Here is a 17,568-nt window from a genome sequence, read left to right on the forward strand (position 1 = left end):
TAAACACTTCCTCAAGGAAGTGTTTTTTTATTTCAATTATTTTTATTACAAAAACTATTGATAAATTATATATTTTTATGTAATAATAGCTTTAAAGTTAATGAAAGCGTTTCACAATGCTTTTTCATTATTCGTTATTTCACTCATGAAGATGCCTTATTAATAGTAAAAGGAGGAAATATTTATGAAGAGAAAATGGCTGGGAGCTTTCATGGCTGCAGCACTGACAGCTGGAACGTTAGCAGGATGCAGCGGCGGGGAATCCACTTCCAAAGAGGGCGGAAGCGGAGGCCAAGGCACTGAAGGCCACATCACTTTCTGGGCTCCGTTCTCAGGCCCGGACGGCCCCCGCATGAAGGAAATCGTCGACAGCTATAACCAGTCACAGGAGGAGTACAGTGTCGACTTTCAGATTGTACCGCAATCAGAGTATTACAAAACAGTTGACCTTGGTTTCTCAGGACAAAAAAATAATGCCGATTTGCTGATTATGCATGGGGACCAAATCCCAACCTATGTGGATAAAAACCTGTTAAAAGATGTGACTGAAATAACGGCAGAGGCAGAAATCACCCGGGAAGACTATTCGCAAACAGCCTGGGAAGGCGGACAAATTAACGGGAAACAATATGGAATTCCCTTGGATATTCACCCATTGATGTTCTACTGGAACAAGGACATGTTCAAGGCGGCGGGCCTTGACCCTGAAAAGCCGCCGGTCAACAGGGAAGAATTCGTCCAGATGGCTAAACAATTGACCAATGCGTCCAGTGGCCAATATGGATTTGTGGTTCCTACCCTGTGGCCGCAGCAATTCATATTCCCAACCGTAGTAGCGCAGAACGGCGGCGAATTAATCAAGGATGGGAAAGTCAATTACAACAGCCCTGAAGCGGTCGAAGCCTTAAGCTTCCTGAGAGGGCTTGTAGCAGAAGAAAAGGTTTCACCGGAAAATGTCCAGCAGGATGGGGAAGTTACGCTATTTCTGCAAGGCAAAAACGCCATGCACCTAAATGGACCATGGATGATGGAACAGTGGGAGACAGCAAAGCTGAACTATGGCGTTGCCCCTGTTCCGCAGCTGGGAACGGAGCAGCAGGCCGTATTTGGGAACTCCCATAATTTTGTTATCCCGGCTTCCTTGGAGGATGAAAAGAAAATAGCAGCAGCACAGGATTTCCTTAAATATGTCGCTGGAAACGCCATGGAGTGGGCAAAATCCGGAATGGCACCAGCATCGAAAGCCGTGTATGAGAGCGAAGAGTTCAACGAAATGAAGCAGCAGCCTCAGGTCGCCAAGCAGTTTGAATATGCTGTGTTCTCTCCGCGAATTTCAAATTGGGGGCAAGTATCAGAACCATTATGGTCGGAAGTGAACCTTGCGCTGCTCGGCCAAAAAGATCCTCAAAAAGCGCTTGATGATGCAGTGAAAAAAGCAGAGCAAAGAATGGAATAAAAGACGGGGGAGTCAGGAGCGGAGAAATTTGCCGGCCTGCCTGCCCCTTATTTTTTCAAAATGGAATGATTCTTTGGGGAACTGTACGTATTCCTCTAAAAAGGACGGAGAGGAAAATGAAAAAAAGAAATTGGAAATCAGCGTTTACATCAAGTTTATTTGTTTTGCCATACTTATTCTTCTTCACCATTTTCTTGCTGATACCGATTATTTATGGAATCTGGATCAGTATGCATAACTGGGACCTGCTGTCACCGGAACATGAATTTGTCGGTTTAGGAAACTATCAAAAAATCTTCAATCCTGACTCTTACTTGAACGGCCTCTTTTTTGACGGATTGCTGAATACATTCCAATTTGTCATTTACAGTGTTCCCATATTAGTGGTGGTAGGCCTGGCACTTGCCTTGTTGGTGAACAGCCTGCCTGATAGATTCAAAGGCTTTTTCCGGACCACCTATTTTCTATCATACTCTGTATCTGTTTCAGTCGTAGCGATTATCTGGCTGTGGGTTTTGGATACAAACAGCGGCTTGATTAACCAGTACTTAATGAAGCTTGGGCTGCAGGGAATTCCTTGGCTGACCAATATGCCATGGGCTTGGGTTTCGCTTGTGATAGCAACCGTTTGGTGGACGATCGGTTTTAATATGGTGATTTTAATCAATGCATTAAACGATGTATCAGAAGAGTTATATGAAGCAAGTGCACTTGATGGGGCCAATCGCTGGCAGCGTCTGATCCACGTCACCCTGCCAAGCATCCGCCCGGTGATGCTCTTCGTGCTGATTACCTCCACGATTGCTTCGTTTAACGTATACGGACAGCCATACTTGATGACAAGAGGGGGCCCTGGCGATTCTACGAAGGTGCTCTTGATGAACATAGTAGATGAGGCGTTTGAACAGAGACAGCTCGGTACATCTGCCGCTATGTCGCTTTTGATGGCCTTGATTATGATCATCATCTCGGTTGTGCAGTTTAAATTAACGAAAGAGAAGGAGTAGATGTAGCATGGACAGCAAAGCAGGGAAGCTCTTCCGGATCGCTTTAGCCTCTATTATTGCCTTGTTATTTTTAGTGCCGCTGTTTTGGATGCTGGCCACTTCCTTTAAAAATGACTTTGAAGCCATAACGAGCGGAATCCAATGGCTGCCGCAGGAATTCACGTTCGAAAACTATCTTTATAGTTTGGCAGATGTACCTGTTCTTCGCTGGATGTCCAACTCGCTGTTTGTGGGCATAACTGGTACATTGCTTGTTGTCGTCGTAGATACACTGGCAGCCTACGGACTTGCTCGCCTGGATGTGCCGTTTAAAAAGGTGCTAATCAGCATGTTTATAGGTTCATTGATGATTCCATGGGTGATTACGTTCCTGCCTTTATATATGGAGTTCAATCAATTTGGATTGCTTGATACATATGCGGTGCTGATTTTGCCATATACAGCGAACGCATTTGGCGTCTTCCTGCTTTACCAATACTTCAGAGGGTTTCCAAAATCTTTGGAAGAGGCTGCCCATTTGGATGGGGCGAACAAATGGCAAGTGTTTACCAAAGTGGTACTACCATCTGCAAAACCGACCATTTGGACTTTGGCGATTTTTACGTTCATGGGAATCTACAATGACTTCCTATGGCCTCTAGTCACAACAACTTCGCCGGAAATGCGAACGATTACCACAGGGATAGCGGTCATGCAGCAGGGAAGCTTTGTCTCTTCTCCAGGGAAGCTGATGGCGTTAACATCGATTGCCACGATTCCGGCTGTTCTTCTCTTTATTATCGGCCAGCGTTCGTTCATTAAAGGGGTAACGCAAACAGGAATTAAATAAGAATTTGAGAATTTGAATTAGAGGGCGGGGATTTCAGTGAATACACCAAGAAACGAATATCCAAGACCGCAGCTGGTGCGGAAGGATTGGGTCAATTTAAACGGGGAATGGGATTTTTCCTTTGATGATAAAAAGAAAGGGAAAAAGGAAAAATGGTTCAGCCAGTTTCCTGAACCTGTGAAGAAAATCAATGTTCCCTTTGCTTATCAAACGGAGCTAAGCGGGATTAATGATCAAAGCTTCCATGATATGGTATGGTACCGCCGGGAGTTCGAGGTGCCTGGGAGCTGGAATGAGAAGCGTACGATTCTCCATTTCGGTGCTGTTGATTACCGCGCCTGGGTTTATGTCAATGGGCATCTGGCAGGATTTCATGAAGGCGGACATGTTTCATTCACCTTTGATATTACCGATTACTTGACAGGAGACACCGAATCCCTTGTCGTAAGGGTCGAGGATCCATCAACGGATGAAACGATTCCGCGGGGGAAACAATTCTGGGTCCAAAAGTCCGATTCCATCTGGTATACGAGAACAACAGGCATTTGGCAGACCGTCTGGCTGGAGGCAGTAAATCCTGTCCATTTTTCCAAAGTCCGGTTTACTCCCAATGTGGATCAGGGCGAAATAGGCATCGACTTTGAAGTTGCTGGTGAATATGAGGGAAAAAGAGCTGGAATCGAGATCCGGTTTAAAGACGAACTGGTCGCAAGGGACTCGATTGAAGTGCTGGAGCCATTCAATAAACGATCCATCAATTTGTATAACCGGAAAATCTTCAGAACCGGCTTCCACCATGATGGCTGGAATTGGACCCCAGAGAATCCTAACCTGTTTGATGTAAAGCTGGTTCTAAATGACGATACGGCCATTCTTGATGAAATTGATTCCTACTTTGGGATGCGGAAAATCCACCGGGAAAACGGAATGGTTTATTTAAATAACAAGCCTTATTATCAAAAGCTCGTCCTGGACCAGGGGTATTGGCCGCAGGGGTTATTGACAGCCCCCACAGACGAGGACCTAAAGAAGGATATTGAACTATCGAAAAAGATGGGCTTCAATGGCTGCCGCAAGCATCAAAAAGTTGAAGATCCCCGTTTCCTATATTGGGCGGACCGGCTTGGCTTCCTCGTATGGGGAGAGTGCGCCGCTTCTGCTTCCTATAGTGAGGATGCGGCTGCAAGGCTGATGCGCGAATGGATTGAAATTATCGAACGTGATTACAATCATCCATCCATCGTTGCCTGGGTCCCATTGAATGAGAGCTGGGGAATCCCCGGGGTACGTGCCAATAAACAGGAACAGCACCATTCATTGGCGATGTACCACTTGGTTCATTCGCTCGATCCTACCCGCCTTGTCATCTCCAATGATGGCTGGGAACTGACAAAGTCGGATATTTGTGCCATCCATAATTATAGTCATGGAAACAAGGATGAAACAGCCAAATATGAGGAGTTTAAAGAATCTCTGGCTACTAAGGAGAGCCTTCTTGCTTCCCAGCCTGCAAGGCGTAAAATTTATGCAAATGGCTTTGAACACCAGGGAGAGCCGATCCTATTGACCGAGTTTGGAGGTATTGGCTTTAAAATTGGGGAAGATGCCGGCTGGGGTTATACCTCTGTAAGTGAAGTCGACGAGTTCATCGATGATTACAAACGGATCATGGAAGCAGTATACAGCTCTAAAGCTCTTCATGGATTCTGCTATACTCAATTGACCGATGTGGAGCAGGAAATCAACGGCTTGTTAACCTATAACCGTGAACCGAAATGCGACTTAGACGTAATCAAGCAAATCAATGATATGTGGCACTCGGAAATCGTAAAGGGTTAAACATGGTGCTGCCAGCAAAAGAGAAAGGGAACATTGTATTTCTATCTTTTCATTCTTTGTTAACAGTTTGTTCATAATTTCAAGTTAAAATAAGAAATGAAAAGGTTACCTCCCTTTTCCCCCCTTTAATTAAGGCACTTTCCTAAAAAAGGAAAGTGCCTTTGCTGTTTTATTTATATAATAGCTAATGCGGTTCATTAAATATATTTCCTGATGTATATAGAGCGGGTTGTTCGGATTAATGAAAGCTGGAGCGCCATCATAAGATTCTTTCCGGGGAGTGGTTTAACCGGTACAGCCCGAGGAGAAGTTCGTTTAGAAATAAATTCAAGTGGAATAGTTCAAAAGAAGATGATTTGTTTTGGCCAGTGACTCAGGAAAAGGAGTGATGAAGGTGAAAGCAGCTCAACTATTGATCAAATGCCTTGAACAGGAGGGGGTAGAGTATATCTTTGGGGTTCCCGGGGAGGAAAACCTCGATATCATGGATGCCCTTCTGGACTCTGAAATTGAGTTTATTGTTACCAGACATGAGGCTAATGCCGCTTTTATGGCGGGGACTTACGGCCGGCTGACAGGGAAACCTGGCGTGTGCTTAGCGACGCTTGGGCCTGGTGCAACAAACCTGTTAACAGGAGTGGCCAACGCCAATATGGACCACAGTCCAATTGTCGCAATCACCGGACAGGCGGGTTTGGACCGCCAGCATAAAATCTCTCACCAATACTATGACCTGGTTTCGGTCTACGAGCCGGTCACAAAATGGAATACACAAGTAAAAAAAGCGGAAATCATTCCCGAGGTGGTACGGAAAGCGTTTGAAGTTGCCAAAGGAGAAAAGCCGGGAGCTGCTCATATCGACCTTCCCGAGGATATTGCAGCGCAAGATGTGGACGCAACACCGATCGAGGTCAGGAAGCCGACTAAATTCGAGGCTGGCGAGCGCGTCATCAAGGAAGCAGCAACAATGATTGAAAAGGCGAAACACCCGCTCATCCTTGCAGGTATGGGAGTGGAAAGGGGGCATGCAGAAGGAAGTCTCCGTAAGCTTGTTGAAAAGGTGGACATTCCTGTCGTTCATACCTTTATGGGCAAAGGCGCTATTTCGTGGAGAAATGACTTAAGTCTGTTGACGGCAGGGTTAAGCGGCAAGGATTATATCAGCTGTGGATTCGAGGAGGCCGACCTGATTATTGCTGTTGGGTTTGACATGGCCGAATACCCGCCTAAAAACTGGAATCCTGGGGGTCAGACTCCTGTTTTACATGTTGATACCAGGGAAGCAGAAACGGACGCCCATTATCCCGTTGAGCACAGTGTCATTGGCGACCTGGCAGAAAACCTGAAGCAATTGGAAAGTGCCATGTCTGCCGCCAAGCGGAATAATGACTGGGTTAGCCATGTAAGAGAACAGGCACTTCAGGAATCGGATGCTTTTTCCGGGGACGAAAGCTTCCCGGTAAAACCGCAGAAAATCATTTCCGACTTACGGTCCGTGATGAGGGAAGAGGACATCGTTATCTCCGATGTTGGCGCCCATAAAATGTGGATGGCTAGAATGTACCATGCATATGAACCGAATACATGCCTGATCTCAAACGGACTCGCTTCGATGGGCATTGCGGTACCGGGGGCGATTGCTGCCAAGATGGTCCACCCAGAAAAAAATGTTGTTGCCGTTTGTGGAGACGGAGCGTTTCAAATGTCGAGTGCCGACCTGGAAACGGCCGTGAGGTTAAAGCTTCCAATCGTCATCCTTTTATGGAGAGATGAAGGATACGGCCTGATTGAATGGAAGCAGCTGAATGAATTCAAGCGAGCATCGAATGTCAAATTCGGCAATCCCGATTTTATCCAGCTGGCCAAGTCTTACGGATTTGAAGCAATTGGCATCAGGGAAGGCGGACAATTAAAAGACGCTTTACAGGAAGCGATTGACTTGAACAAGCCTGTCTTGATTGACTGTCCAGTAGACTATAGTGAAAACACAAAACTGACCGAAAGACTTGGGAAACTGCTCTGTTAAAACGAAAGGAGGAAGAACCATGAGAATCGGTTCCATTATTAATGGTGAGGAGAGAATTGAAGATCAAAGGGAAATGATGCTGGTTCGAAATCCTTATAACGGCGAGACTGTAGCCGAAATGGCCCTTTCGGACAGAAAGGATATGCAAGAAGCCATCGGGAACAGCTTGGAGATCTTCGAAACAACGATGAAAAAGATGCCTGCCCATGAAAGAGGCAAGATACTTTTAAAAGCGGCCCGAATCCTTGAGGAAAAGGCGGAGGAGTTTGCAGAAGTCATTGTCGCAGAAGCAGGCAAGCCAATCAAGTATAGCCGGGGCGAAATTCAACGATCCATTCAAATTCTCCATTTTTCAAGTGAATTATCTAAGCATATGACGGGAGAAGTTTTGCCGATGGATGCGGCTTTACGCGGGGAAAACAGAATGGGTTTTGTCAAAAGGATACCTGTTGGGGTGGTTGGAGCCATCACACCGTTTAATTTTCCTTTAAATTTATCGCTTCATAAAATTGCCCCAGCCATCGCAGCAGGAAATACTGTTATTTATAAACCAGCTGAGAAAACCCCGTTGTCCGCCTACATGCTGGTAAAGCTTTTTCAGGAAGCGGGACTTCCGGATGGCGTTCTCAATCTTGTGCTTGGAAAAGGAGAAACCGCAGGAGATGCCCTCGTCAAGCATGAAGATGTTCCGAAAATTACGTTTACGGGCAGTCTGGCGGTCGGAAAAATCATTCGTAATGGCGCTGGGCTCAAAAAGGTCACCATGGAGCTTGGCTCCAATTCTCCTAATCTTGTTTTTGAAGATGCGGATCTGGACCAGGCAGTAGACAGCCTGATCACCGGAGCGTTTGCCTATTCCGGCCAGGTTTGTGTTTCGACTCAGAGAATCTATGTACAGGAAACCATTTATGATACGTTCCTGAAGAAATATATTGAAGCAGCAAACAAACTGAAAATTGGGGATCCCCGGGAGGAAGAAACCGACATTGGCCCGATGATTGACGAGGATGCGGCGAAAAGGGCCAAAGACTGGATTGAAGAAGCGAGGCAGCAGGGGGCGACCATCGAAACCGGCGGCGACCTCAGCGGGACGATCCTGTCTCCTGCCATTATTACCAATGTGAACAAGGACATGAAGGTGGTTAGAGATGAAGCCTTTGCTCCGCTTGTATCGGTGATTCCGTTCAAGCAGGAGGAAGAAGCGGTGGAAAACGCCAATGATTCCATCTTCGGCCTTCAGGCTGGACTCTTTACCAAGGATATTGACCGGGCATTCCGGGTAGCGGACGCATTGGAGTCAGGAGGTATCTGGATCAATGAATCGGCCACCTATAGGCAGGATAACTACCCGTATGGAGGAGTCAAACAGAGTGGAATTGGCAGGGAAGGTGTCAAATATGCCATTGAAGAAATGACGGAAATGAAGTTTATCGGCCTTAAGTTTCAAGGATGAGATTGGTTGCGCCATTTTATAAGGAAAATACTTTTTGGATATTTATCGAAAGAAGGCTGCCATCCTGGGCAGCCTTTCTAATTATTCGCTATGTTACGCAGTTCCTGGCCCGGTCTCTTGCAGCAGAGCTGTTGGTGGAAATATAATAGCTTAAATGGGTCTAAGCGCAATTATCAGGATCTTTTTCTGGCTGAGGATCAACCCGGTATGCATCATCGCTGTCGACCGCCCCTTTTATTGTCAGTAAGAAGAAGTAAACCATTGCAAAGAAGAGAATGGAAAATCCTGTAATAGTTGCCCAAAGTCCAAACATATGAAACCCCTCCTTGGGTATATATATGCAAGGAGGGGGATTTTTTATATCTCATTTTTTAAAGGTTTTCTATAATTATGTTATGTAAACTTATGCGCCTTGTTCAAATAATTGTATGTTTTTGGACTTTTGAAGGGTTGTTGACACTGGTTCTTTTATCCTTTAAAGTACATAGGTATGTCTTTTTAGGAGGAAAACATGGAGACTCAGAATTATACACAAGTGAAAATTACTACAGCAGATCCATCCGCACTAGGTTTGTTTGGCTTGGCGATGGTCACATTGGTTGCATCATCACAGAAATTGGGCCTGACAGACGGCGTTTCTTTCATTTTGCCATGGGCGTTTTTCCTGGGCGGCATTGCCCAGCTTTTTGCGTCTGTGCTGGATGCCAGGCATAATAATATATTCGGAACAACCGCTTTTGGAGCGTTCGGACTTTTTTGGTTCGGAGTCGGAATGTCCTGGCTGATTCAGCTGGGAGCGTTCGGAGAGAAGCTTGCCGCTGACGCGGACCCAAAGCAGCTGGGTTTTGCCTTTATCGGATATCTGATTTTCAGCCTGTTTATGACGATTGGAGCAATGGAAACACATAAAGTGTTGTTTCTTATCTTTGTCTTGATTGATTTCCTGTTCATTGGCCTGGCCCTCAGTTCATTTGATATATTTTATGAAGTCACACATATGATGGCAGCCGTCGCAGAGCTGGGCATAGCCCTTCTATCCTTCTATGGTTCAGCAGCCATTGTGCTCAACACTCATTTCAAAAAAATTGTCCTGCCCATCGGTAAGCCATTCGGCATTTATAAGAAAATAAAGTAAGTGGAAAGAGTAACGGTGCCTGACCCCCAGCGCTTTAAAGCGCTGGGGGTCAGGCACCGTTTTTTGCTTTAATGGGTTGAAGGGTTTTGTCAGGTGTATGATGCTCATAGTGGCTGATTTTGGGCCATGCTGGTATTCTAAGGTAAATAGTACATCAAGCGAAGATAATAGATAGGCTATACATTAGAAGGCGAGGAGAAGTTATGATTCACGAAGTAATCGATATAAACACAGAGAATTCCCAGGCCAGGCTTTATACTTATTTTTTGTCCAATTCCCCGCAAATGGACAGCGAACGAAAACGCCCAGCGGTCATCATCTGTCCCGGAGGCGGCTATGAATTCACCTCGGACAGGGAGGCAGAACCGATTGCCATCAAGCTGAATGCGATGGGTATCCATGCCTGTGTATTGCGATACAGTGTCGCTCCAGCTGTATTTCCAACTTCGATAATGGAGCTGGCTTCAGCGGTAGCGCTGGTACGGGAAAATGCGAAAAAATGGAATGTGGATAATAACAGAATCATCGCGGCCGGGTTTTCCGCAGGCGGACATTTGGCAGCAAGCCTGGGGGTATTCTGGAATGAAGGGTTTCTATCAGAAAAACTTGGAGTGTCAGCCGATGTCATTAAACCTAATGGCCTTTTGCTAAGCTACCCGGTAATCACCTCAGGCGAGCATTCCCACAGGGGATCGTTTGACGCGCTAGTCGGAAAAGATGATGTGCAGCTCCTTGAAAAGGTTTCGCTCGAAAAGCAGGTATCCAAGGACACACCGCCAACCTTCCTTTGGCACACATTTACTGACGAACCCGTTCCTGTTGAGAACAGCTTTTTGTTCGCAAATGCTCTTTTGAAGCAGAAGATTCCACTTGAAATGCATATTTATCCTCGGGGTGCTCATGGCCTGGCATTAGGAACAGAAGAAACGCGAGGCAAAAATAATGACCGGAGCGTCCAGCCTGAGGTAGCCAACTGGATTGAGATGGCAGGCCGATGGATAAACGGTCTATAGAACCGGGCAGATTATTGTTTGCAAAAAGCGCATGGTAAATGGAAACCATGCGCTTTTTATTTCCATATATTTTTTAAAACGAGGAAAACAGTTCTGCTATAATCAAAGGGTATAAGGTAAAAACTACACCTATCAAATTATATTACCTAACAACCAAATAGCGGCAGGATCATGCTGTAAAGCGGGGAGAGGATTTAAATCACGACCTTTATTCAACTACTGGAAGAGCTTAAGCAGTTCGGCGCAGCTGAAGAATGCTTGCCGGCGATCGATACGCCAAAAGTAACCTTGGAAACGGACGTAAAGGTTTTTAGCAACGAATTTAACATTTTGCAGTTAAGCCTGCTTTATTCCATGATTTCAGTTGAAGAATGGGAGGACCAGCCTGCATTTTATATCACTTGGAAAAATACCGACCTTAAATCCAATCTGAAAAGGTTTGTCCTTTATTACAATCAAAAAAAGGGGATCCTTCGAAGAAAGTATGTTTACCGGAACGGCATTGAATCAAGGAAGGAAGAAAAGCGGCCTGTTCCAAAAGACAAACTCCTTACTGCTTCAAGCAAGGGGATGCTCCAGATTTTGCAGGACGGGTTTAAACAGATGGAGTAGCCAGCCATTTACATTCTTGGTCCTACACTCGTGAAATCCTGTATGTATTTGATAGCGAAACCAAAGACTTAGCCTGACTCTTTTATCAGGGTGGGTCTTTTTTGTTTGGTCTTAGACCGATGCTGAAAAATTGGGTCTTTGAACCAGTAACAACACCCAAGCAGATTTCATACTTTGTGAAAGAGAGCAATCGGGGTGAGTTCTCTTATCTGCAATTCCCTGTTTCCTTGTGTCATGGCCCTTTGTATTACAGAGACGGAGGTATGGTGAATGAATAATTTCCACGATGAGCTACAGAATTTGAGCCTTGGTGATTTCCAAGCAACCAATGCGGTTCCCTGGGACTATACCCAATATTATGATGATCAGCAGAGGCAGATTGGATTAATTTTCTCATGTTTTAACTGCTTCAGATGCTCCAGCTGCTTTACCTGCTTTAGCTGTTTTTTCAGTTGCTTTAACTGTTTTTTTAACTGTTTCAGCTGTGGCGGACGTTGTGGTGGACGTTGTGGCGGACGTTGCGGAGGACGTTGCGGAGGACGCTGTGGCGGTCGCTGCGGAGGTCGTTAAACCTCGAAAAAATATAAAAAAGGATGGGCCTCTGTATCTACTGCAGAGGCTTTTCCATTTTATCCTTTGACATATGAGACAAATTGAAGCACATAGGATGATAATGAAGATTTGCATCAAAACAGCCGGGGGTATCAGGCACGCTTTACTGGGAAATCCCCACTGCTGCCAAAGCAAAATAAAGAGGTGCGATATGTCAAATCTAAAACCTTCTATGCTTCTAAAAGTCAAAAGAGATACATTTTTTCTCCCTGATTCAAACAGCGGTGTTTATTTTCGCAATAACATAAGCTCATTCCATATGAAAGGGCAAGGAATCGACCAGTGGGTTTCCAAGCTGATGCCAATGTTCGATGGCAAGCATACACTGGAGTATTTGACCAAGGGACTGCCTGGCCCATATAAAAATCGTGTATATGAAATTGCAGGGGTATTGCATGCAAATGGATTTGTCCGAGACATCAGCAGTGACAGCCCGCATCAGCTAAGCCAGCACATTGTTGAACAGTATGAATCGCAGATTGAGTTTTTGGAGAGTTTTGGCGACTCTCCAGCTTACCGTTTTCAACGTTACCGCCAAACCAAGGTGCTGGCCATTGGTTCTGGTTCCATGTTCGTTTCGCTGGTTTCCGCTCTGCTGCAATCTGGCCTGCCCAGGTTCAACATGCTTTTAACCCCCGCAATGGCGACAGACACGAAGCGTATACAGGAACTGGTGAAGCATGCGCGCAAAACCGACCCTGAGGCTTCAGTCGAGGAGCTAACCCTCAAGGGTCATTCCTGGCAAGAGATTATACAGGGGTTTGATTGCATTTTATATGTTGCGCCGCAAGGAAACCTGGAGGAATTGCGTTCGCTCCATAGGGCGTGCCGGGCAGAGAGAAAGCTGTTCCTGCCGGCTTTTTTCCATAAACAGAGGGGCCTTGCCGGGCCAATCGTCCATCCAGACTCTGATGGATGCTGGGAATCCGCCTGGCGCAGCCTGCACGAAACCGTTTTTCCAGACAATGATTCTTACAATAATCCCGCCACTGCAGGAGCGATGCTGTCAAATATTATTGTATTTGAGTTATTTAAGCATCTTGGCCGGGCTGAAGACGCAGAAATGGTTCCTCTATTTTACCTGTTGAACCCCGAAACACTCGAGGGCAAATGGCAAATGTTCCTGCCGCATCCGCTTGTGGCTCAGCGCCCTCAAGTCCATTTGGTAAAAAATGCGGAAGAGGAACTGAAGAAAAACCTGGGACACAATGAGCAGGGAGGCCTGATCTTGTATTTGAGCCAGCTGGCATCTTCAGAATGCGGAGTTTTCCGTGTATTGGCGGAAGAAGAACTCGAGCAGCTTCCGCTTTCGCAGTGCCGTGTTCAAGTCGCAGACCCGCTCTCGGAAGGACCGGCGAAGCTGCTGCCAAGCAAGGTATGCGCAGAATTGACCCATGAAAAGGCCCGCAAGGCAGCAGGATTAACAGGTATTGAAATGTATGTGGATCAGCTGCTGGATTTGCTGTATCCATCCTATAAGGGAGCTGTTGGCATTGGAGCAGGAGAGAACATACAGGAAGCCGTATGCCGCGGCCTGCAAAAATGCCTGGAAGCAGAACTGGGCAGGCAATTGCGTAATCATGAAAATGCTGCCTCAAGATTGCAGCTCGCTGAGGTGGAAGACGATTGCTGCAGGTTTTATCTGCAAGCCTTGTCAACCATGAATGGTACGCCAGATATCGCCCTCGGAAAGGAAGTGGCAGGATTCCCTGTATTTTTTGTGCGCAGCAAGGAGCGATGGCATCCTGGTACAGGATTGCATCCGGCTCAGGCCCTTCAAAATGCGCTGAAAGCAGCGTTTTTGAACGAAGCGGCAGCTGTGCGAGTGCAGCTTGATGAACACAGGGCGCCAATAAGCCGGGTGATTCCAGCACTGACATCAGAAGATGAAATCCTTCAGACCGCCATCGAAAGATTAGCGGAAGTTGGAAAGCGCCTTTCACTCCTGGAATTTGACATGGGCCATGTTTTGAAAAAAGAGATAGTCAAAATTTATGGAGTGCTGCTGGGAGAGGAGGGGGACTTGTGAATCCGCTTGTAGTGATAATGGGAGAAGGCAGGCTGGCGGAAATGGCAAAAGAAGACCTGTCGGCACAGTACACAGTGTTTTCTTATCCTGAAGTGGAAGCGAATATCCCTGAACAGGCAGCTATTGTCCTCGTCCTGCATGATGCCTGGAACCCTGCCTACCATCTAAAAGCTGAAGAAATCCTGCGAAGAACCCGGATTCCATGGCTCCGTGGATTTGTTTCCTTTGGCGAAGGGGTGGTCGGGCCGCTTGTACGGATGGAGACACAAGGGTGCTCGCAGTGCGGAGACACCAGAAAACTTATGGCAGGACGGGACCGGCAAGAGATGTGGAGGATCCAGCACATGCTGTCGGAGGAGGAGAGGAAGGAATCTGACGCATGGGCATCCCGCATAGCAATTGCCCAGTTGGTCCAGGTAATTTTAAGTGAGGTAAAAATGATTCTTCAAGGAAAGGAAGCTCTGTCACAGGGCCGCATGTTTTTGCTTAACCTTAAAACGCTTAATGGCTCCTGGCATTCCATTTTGCCTGATCCATTATGCCATGTTTGCAGTACCTTGCCTGATGATTCCCCGGAAGCGGCTGTGATTTCATTAAAATCCAGTCCCAAAATCCAGGGAAGCTACCGTTGCCGTTCCATGGAAGACCTTAAAAATGTACTGATAAAAGATTATTTGGATTACCGTACTGGTCTTTTTAATGAAAAGATGTACGATCTTGTTCCGCCATTTGCCGATGTCGGCGTCAACCTGCCTTTATTCGCCGGTGATGAGGGAGTCGCAGGCCGGACCCATTCCTATGCGGCAAGCGAACTGACGGCGATTCTCGAAGGGTTGGAACGGGCATGCGGAATATCGCCCCATGGAAAAAGGACAGTGGTCCATGACAGCTATAACAATCTCAAAGATCAGGCTCTTCACCCTTCAGCCGCTGGGGTGCATGCCAAGGAACAATATGAAAGCCCTGGATTTCCATTTAAAGAGTTTAAACCTGACATGCCAATAAGTTGGGTATGGGGCTATTCGCTAGTGGAAGAACGCCCGATTTTGGTTCCCGAGCTCCTGGCATACTACAGTTTGGGCTGCGGCCATGGATTTGTATATGAAACGTCCAATGGGTGTGCTTTGGGAGGCAGTTTGGAAGAAGCGATTTTTTACGGCATCATGGAAGTTGTGGAGCGTGATTCGTTCCTGCTTACCTGGTATGCCCAGCTGCCACTTACTCGCTTGGATCCTTATTCGGCCAACGATGAGGAATTGAATTTAATGATTCAGCGTGTGGAAGCTGTAGGGGGATATGACCTCCATTTTTACAATGCGACGATGGACCATGGCATTCCCAGCGTCTGGGCCTTGGCAAAAAATAAAAAGCAAAGGGGATTAAACCTGATTTGTGCGGCGGGAGCCCATCTGGATCCAGTAAGAGCAGTGAAAAGCACCATTCACGAGATGGCGGCTATGATGCTGACCCTGGATGACAAATTCGAGAACAGCAGGGAGGAGTGTATAAGGATGTACCAGGATGCCAGCCTGGTGCGGAAGATGGATGACCATAGCCTGCTTTATGGTTTGCCGCAGGCAGAGGAACGGCTGCAATTTTTGTTAAACGAAGATCGGCCTTTGCGTCCTTTTGATGAAGAGTTTAAATGGAAACCTGTACACGATGATTTGAAGGACGATCTTCAAGCTGTGCTTCAGAAAATCAAGCTTTGCGGCATGGATGTGATTGTGGTGGACCAGACGTCCCCAGAATTAAAAGTGAATGGATTGCATTGCGTAAAAGTGCTCATTCCAGGAATGCTGCCGATGACATTCGGCCATCATTTGACAAGAGTGACAGGATTGCAGAGAGTGCTGGAGGTACCGATGCAGCTAGGGTATACAAAGCAGCCTTTGACAATGGAACAGCTTAACCGGCATCCACATCCATTTCCATAATCAGACAAGGAGGGCAGGGAAATGGATATAGAGACTTTTCTTCATTATCTTCATTTTGATACTGACAAGGCAAGCCCGCCCGGGTGGGAAGTGGATTGGGATGATGCTCCGCTGCCCTATAAACTCTATCGGGGCTTGCCTGCTTTTCCATTATGTCACGACACTCCGCTTGCCCTTGAAAAGAAGGATTCGCCTGCACCACCAACACTAAGGAAAATCAGTCATTTTCTATGGCTTGTTTACGGCCTGTCGGAAATTTCACAGTCGGCATTTCCAACAGAAGAAGGACCTGAACTCCACCAGAATTTTCGCCGGTTTGCTCCCTCAGGGGGGGCGCTTTATCCCAGCGAATTATATGTATACTTAAAGATGGATGGTCTTCCCGCGGGGGTCTATCATTATGATGCGGCCCGCCATTGCCTGGTGTTATTGCGTGAGGGAAATTTTGATTCCTATATATCCCGGGCACTGGGCGAGCGCTGTGATCTGTCAGCCTGTTTTGGCACCGTTTTTATTTCTTCCATGTTCTGGAAGAATTTCTATAAGTACAATAACTTTTCTTACCGATTGCAAGGCTTGGATGCCGGTGTGCTGATTGGACAGCTGCTGGAGGTATCAAAAGTGTTCGGCTTCTCTTCAGGGGTTTATTTTCAATACATGGACCGAGTGGTCAACCATCTTCTCGGACTTGATGAAAAAGAAGAGAGTGTCTATGCAGTAATCCCGCTTAGTGTAGAACCTACAAGATGGTCGTGTGCAGGAAAGGCGGATTTATCTGCGGATGCTTTATGCAGGGAACTTCCAGAAATTCAAACTAGTCATTTTACAAAATCACGAAGAATCAAGCCGTTTCCCATGCTTACGAAGATGAATGAAGCATCGACGTGGGAGTCGTCGAAATATTTTAGAAGAATGAAGGCGGGGGAAATTAAAAATGCCGGATGCCAGTCGGTTGCTCTGCCACGCACGGATCAGCGGTCGTATGATTTAGCATCCCTTTGCCAAAAACGGTTTTCACCGGATATGGATTTTGTGATGGGTAAAATAACGTTAGCTGAGCTGGCCGAACTTCTTCAGCACGCTTCGGCTATGTATCATTACCGTAATGACCTGGATGATCTTCATGGAAATGGTGGAACACGTCTAACAATTTTGGGCTGTTTTGTAAATGTCGAGGGCCTTCGAGACGGAACATACGCTTATAATGTTGCTGACCATTCACTAGAGAAGATTAACCTTGGAGATTGCCGGCGTCTGCTGCAATCCGGGCTGAGGGCAGGAAACGTAAATATGTTCCAGGTGGCGCTCTGCTTCCATATAGCGGGTAATCGTGACCACCTTATTCAAGAATTGGGATACAGAGGGTATCGCATCCAGCAAATGGAGGCCGGCATGCTTACACAAAGATTGCTTTTGGCCGCATCAGCATTGGGATTAGGCGGACATCCGCTCCTGGGTTTTGATGTTAATCTAGCAGATAAGCTCAATGAATTACATGTCCAAAATAAAACAAGCTTGATTCAAATCCCGGTTGGCCACTATCGGTCCCGTGCCTGGCTGCGGGGTGGAATTCATAGCTAACCCTTAATAAGAAAGAGCCCTCTTGAATATTCAAGAGGG

14 protein-coding genes are annotated in these 17,568 nt (G+C 46.4%); 13 read left to right on the forward strand and 1 reads right to left on the reverse strand.

Features of this window, described 5'->3' with window-relative positions:
* The first annotated feature begins 184 nt into the window (after nucleotides 1-184).
* The 6 genes from WQ57_RS19945 to WQ57_RS19970 all read left to right on the forward strand — a co-directional run bounded on the left by WQ57_RS19945 (nucleotide 185) and on the right by WQ57_RS19970 (nucleotide 8,610).
* Nucleotides 185-1,456 carry an ABC transporter substrate-binding protein gene (locus tag WQ57_RS19945; RefSeq protein WP_052948836.1) on the forward strand — a complete coding sequence of 424 codons (1,272 nt, stop codon included), beginning with the start codon at nucleotides 185-187 and terminating at the stop codon, nucleotides 1,454-1,456.
* Between the two features lie 116 nt (nucleotides 1,457-1,572).
* Nucleotides 1,573-2,463 (forward strand): carbohydrate ABC transporter permease, encoded by an 891-nt coding sequence (locus WQ57_RS19950; RefSeq protein WP_046525532.1) that lies wholly within the window; start codon nucleotides 1,573-1,575, stop codon nucleotides 2,461-2,463.
* Nucleotides 2,464-2,470: 7 nt separating this feature from the next.
* Nucleotides 2,471-3,292, forward strand: a complete 822-nt coding sequence (locus tag WQ57_RS19955) for a carbohydrate ABC transporter permease (protein WP_046525533.1) — start codon at nucleotides 2,471-2,473, stop codon at nucleotides 3,290-3,292.
* 36 nt (nucleotides 3,293-3,328) lie between these two features.
* Nucleotides 3,329-5,131 carry a glycoside hydrolase family 2 protein gene (locus tag WQ57_RS19960; RefSeq protein ID WP_046525534.1) on the forward strand — a complete coding sequence of 601 codons (1,803 nt, stop codon included), beginning with the start codon at nucleotides 3,329-3,331 and terminating at the stop codon, nucleotides 5,129-5,131.
* Nucleotides 5,132-5,519: 388 nt separating this feature from the next.
* Nucleotides 5,520-7,157 (forward strand): acetolactate synthase large subunit, encoded by a 1,638-nt coding sequence (locus WQ57_RS19965; RefSeq protein ID WP_046525535.1) that lies wholly within the window; start codon nucleotides 5,520-5,522, stop codon nucleotides 7,155-7,157.
* Between the two features lie 19 nt (nucleotides 7,158-7,176).
* Nucleotides 7,177-8,610, forward strand: a complete 1,434-nt coding sequence (locus tag WQ57_RS19970) for an aldehyde dehydrogenase family protein (protein ID WP_046525536.1) — start codon at nucleotides 7,177-7,179, stop codon at nucleotides 8,608-8,610.
* Between the two features lie 160 nt (nucleotides 8,611-8,770).
* Here the strand turns inward: WQ57_RS19970 and WQ57_RS26770 are convergent, their stop codons facing one another.
* Nucleotides 8,771-8,923 carry a hypothetical protein gene (locus WQ57_RS26770; protein ID WP_156183189.1) on the reverse strand — a complete coding sequence of 51 codons (153 nt, stop codon included), beginning with the start codon at nucleotides 8,921-8,923 and terminating at the stop codon, nucleotides 8,771-8,773.
* 198 nt (nucleotides 8,924-9,121) lie between these two features.
* Here WQ57_RS26770 and WQ57_RS19975 point away from each other — a divergent pair, with 198 nt between their 5' ends.
* The 7 genes from WQ57_RS19975 (at nucleotide 9,122) to WQ57_RS20000 (ending at nucleotide 17,529) form a co-directional block, all read left to right on the forward strand.
* Entirely contained in the window at nucleotides 9,122-9,745 is a 624-nt protein-coding gene (locus WQ57_RS19975; RefSeq protein ID WP_046525537.1) for an acetate uptake transporter, read from the forward strand.
* A 203-nt stretch (nucleotides 9,746-9,948) separates the two neighbouring features.
* Nucleotides 9,949-10,758 carry an alpha/beta hydrolase gene (locus WQ57_RS19980; protein ID WP_046525538.1) on the forward strand — a complete coding sequence of 270 codons (810 nt, stop codon included), beginning with the start codon at nucleotides 9,949-9,951 and terminating at the stop codon, nucleotides 10,756-10,758.
* Between the two features lie 258 nt (nucleotides 10,759-11,016).
* On the forward strand, nucleotides 11,017-11,370 hold the full coding sequence (locus WQ57_RS19985) for a hypothetical protein (RefSeq protein WP_046525539.1): 354 nt from the start codon (nucleotides 11,017-11,019) through the stop codon (nucleotides 11,368-11,370).
* 270 nt (nucleotides 11,371-11,640) lie between these two features.
* Nucleotides 11,641-11,940, forward strand: a complete 300-nt coding sequence (locus WQ57_RS26310; RefSeq protein ID WP_084820334.1) for a heterocycloanthracin/sonorensin family bacteriocin — start codon at nucleotides 11,641-11,643, stop codon at nucleotides 11,938-11,940.
* Nucleotides 11,941-12,133: 193 nt separating this feature from the next.
* Nucleotides 12,134-14,011 carry a putative thiazole-containing bacteriocin maturation protein gene (locus WQ57_RS19990; RefSeq protein ID WP_046525540.1) on the forward strand — a complete coding sequence of 626 codons (1,878 nt, stop codon included), beginning with the start codon at nucleotides 12,134-12,136 and terminating at the stop codon, nucleotides 14,009-14,011.
* On the forward strand, nucleotides 14,008-15,948 hold the full coding sequence (locus WQ57_RS19995; protein WP_046525541.1) for a TOMM precursor leader peptide-binding protein: 1,941 nt from the start codon (nucleotides 14,008-14,010) through the stop codon (nucleotides 15,946-15,948). The genes WQ57_RS19990 and WQ57_RS19995 overlap by 4 nt, the downstream gene beginning before the upstream one ends.
* A gap of 21 nt (nucleotides 15,949-15,969) precedes the next feature.
* A complete protein-coding gene (locus WQ57_RS20000) occupies nucleotides 15,970-17,529 on the forward strand; it encodes a SagB family peptide dehydrogenase (RefSeq protein WP_046525542.1) in 1,560 nt (519 codons plus the stop codon).
* Nucleotides 17,530-17,568 lie beyond the last annotated feature (39 nt).

The sequence above is a fragment of the Mesobacillus campisalis genome (genome assembly GCF_000986785.1).
In the GTDB taxonomy this organism is placed as follows: Bacteria; Bacillota; Bacilli; order Bacillales; family Cytobacillaceae; genus Mesobacillus_B; species Mesobacillus_B campisalis.

Coding starts and splice junctions, on each gene's coding strand:
- WQ57_RS19955 (WP_046525533.1), top strand. CDS start 2,471: ATGGACAGCAAAGCAGGGAAGCTCTTCCGGATCGCTTTAGCCTCTATT.
- WQ57_RS26310 (WP_084820334.1), top strand. CDS start 11,641: ATGAATAATTTCCACGATGAGCTACAGAATTTGAGCCTTGGTGATTTC.
- WQ57_RS20000 (WP_046525542.1), top strand. CDS start 15,970: ATGGATATAGAGACTTTTCTTCATTATCTTCATTTTGATACTGACAAG.
- WQ57_RS19945 (WP_052948836.1), top strand. CDS start 185: ATGAAGAGAAAATGGCTGGGAGCTTTCATGGCTGCAGCACTGACAGCT.
- WQ57_RS19975 (WP_046525537.1), top strand. CDS start 9,122: ATGGAGACTCAGAATTATACACAAGTGAAAATTACTACAGCAGATCCA.
- WQ57_RS19980 (WP_046525538.1), top strand. CDS start 9,949: ATGATTCACGAAGTAATCGATATAAACACAGAGAATTCCCAGGCCAGG.
- WQ57_RS26770 (WP_156183189.1), bottom strand. CDS start 8,923: ATGTTTGGACTTTGGGCAACTATTACAGGATTTTCCATTCTCTTCTTT.
- WQ57_RS19950 (WP_046525532.1), top strand. CDS start 1,573: ATGAAAAAAAGAAATTGGAAATCAGCGTTTACATCAAGTTTATTTGTT.
- WQ57_RS19970 (WP_046525536.1), top strand. CDS start 7,177: ATGAGAATCGGTTCCATTATTAATGGTGAGGAGAGAATTGAAGATCAA.
- WQ57_RS19990 (WP_046525540.1), top strand. CDS start 12,134: ATGTCAAATCTAAAACCTTCTATGCTTCTAAAAGTCAAAAGAGATACA.
- WQ57_RS19965 (WP_046525535.1), top strand. CDS start 5,520: ATGAAGGTGAAAGCAGCTCAACTATTGATCAAATGCCTTGAACAGGAG.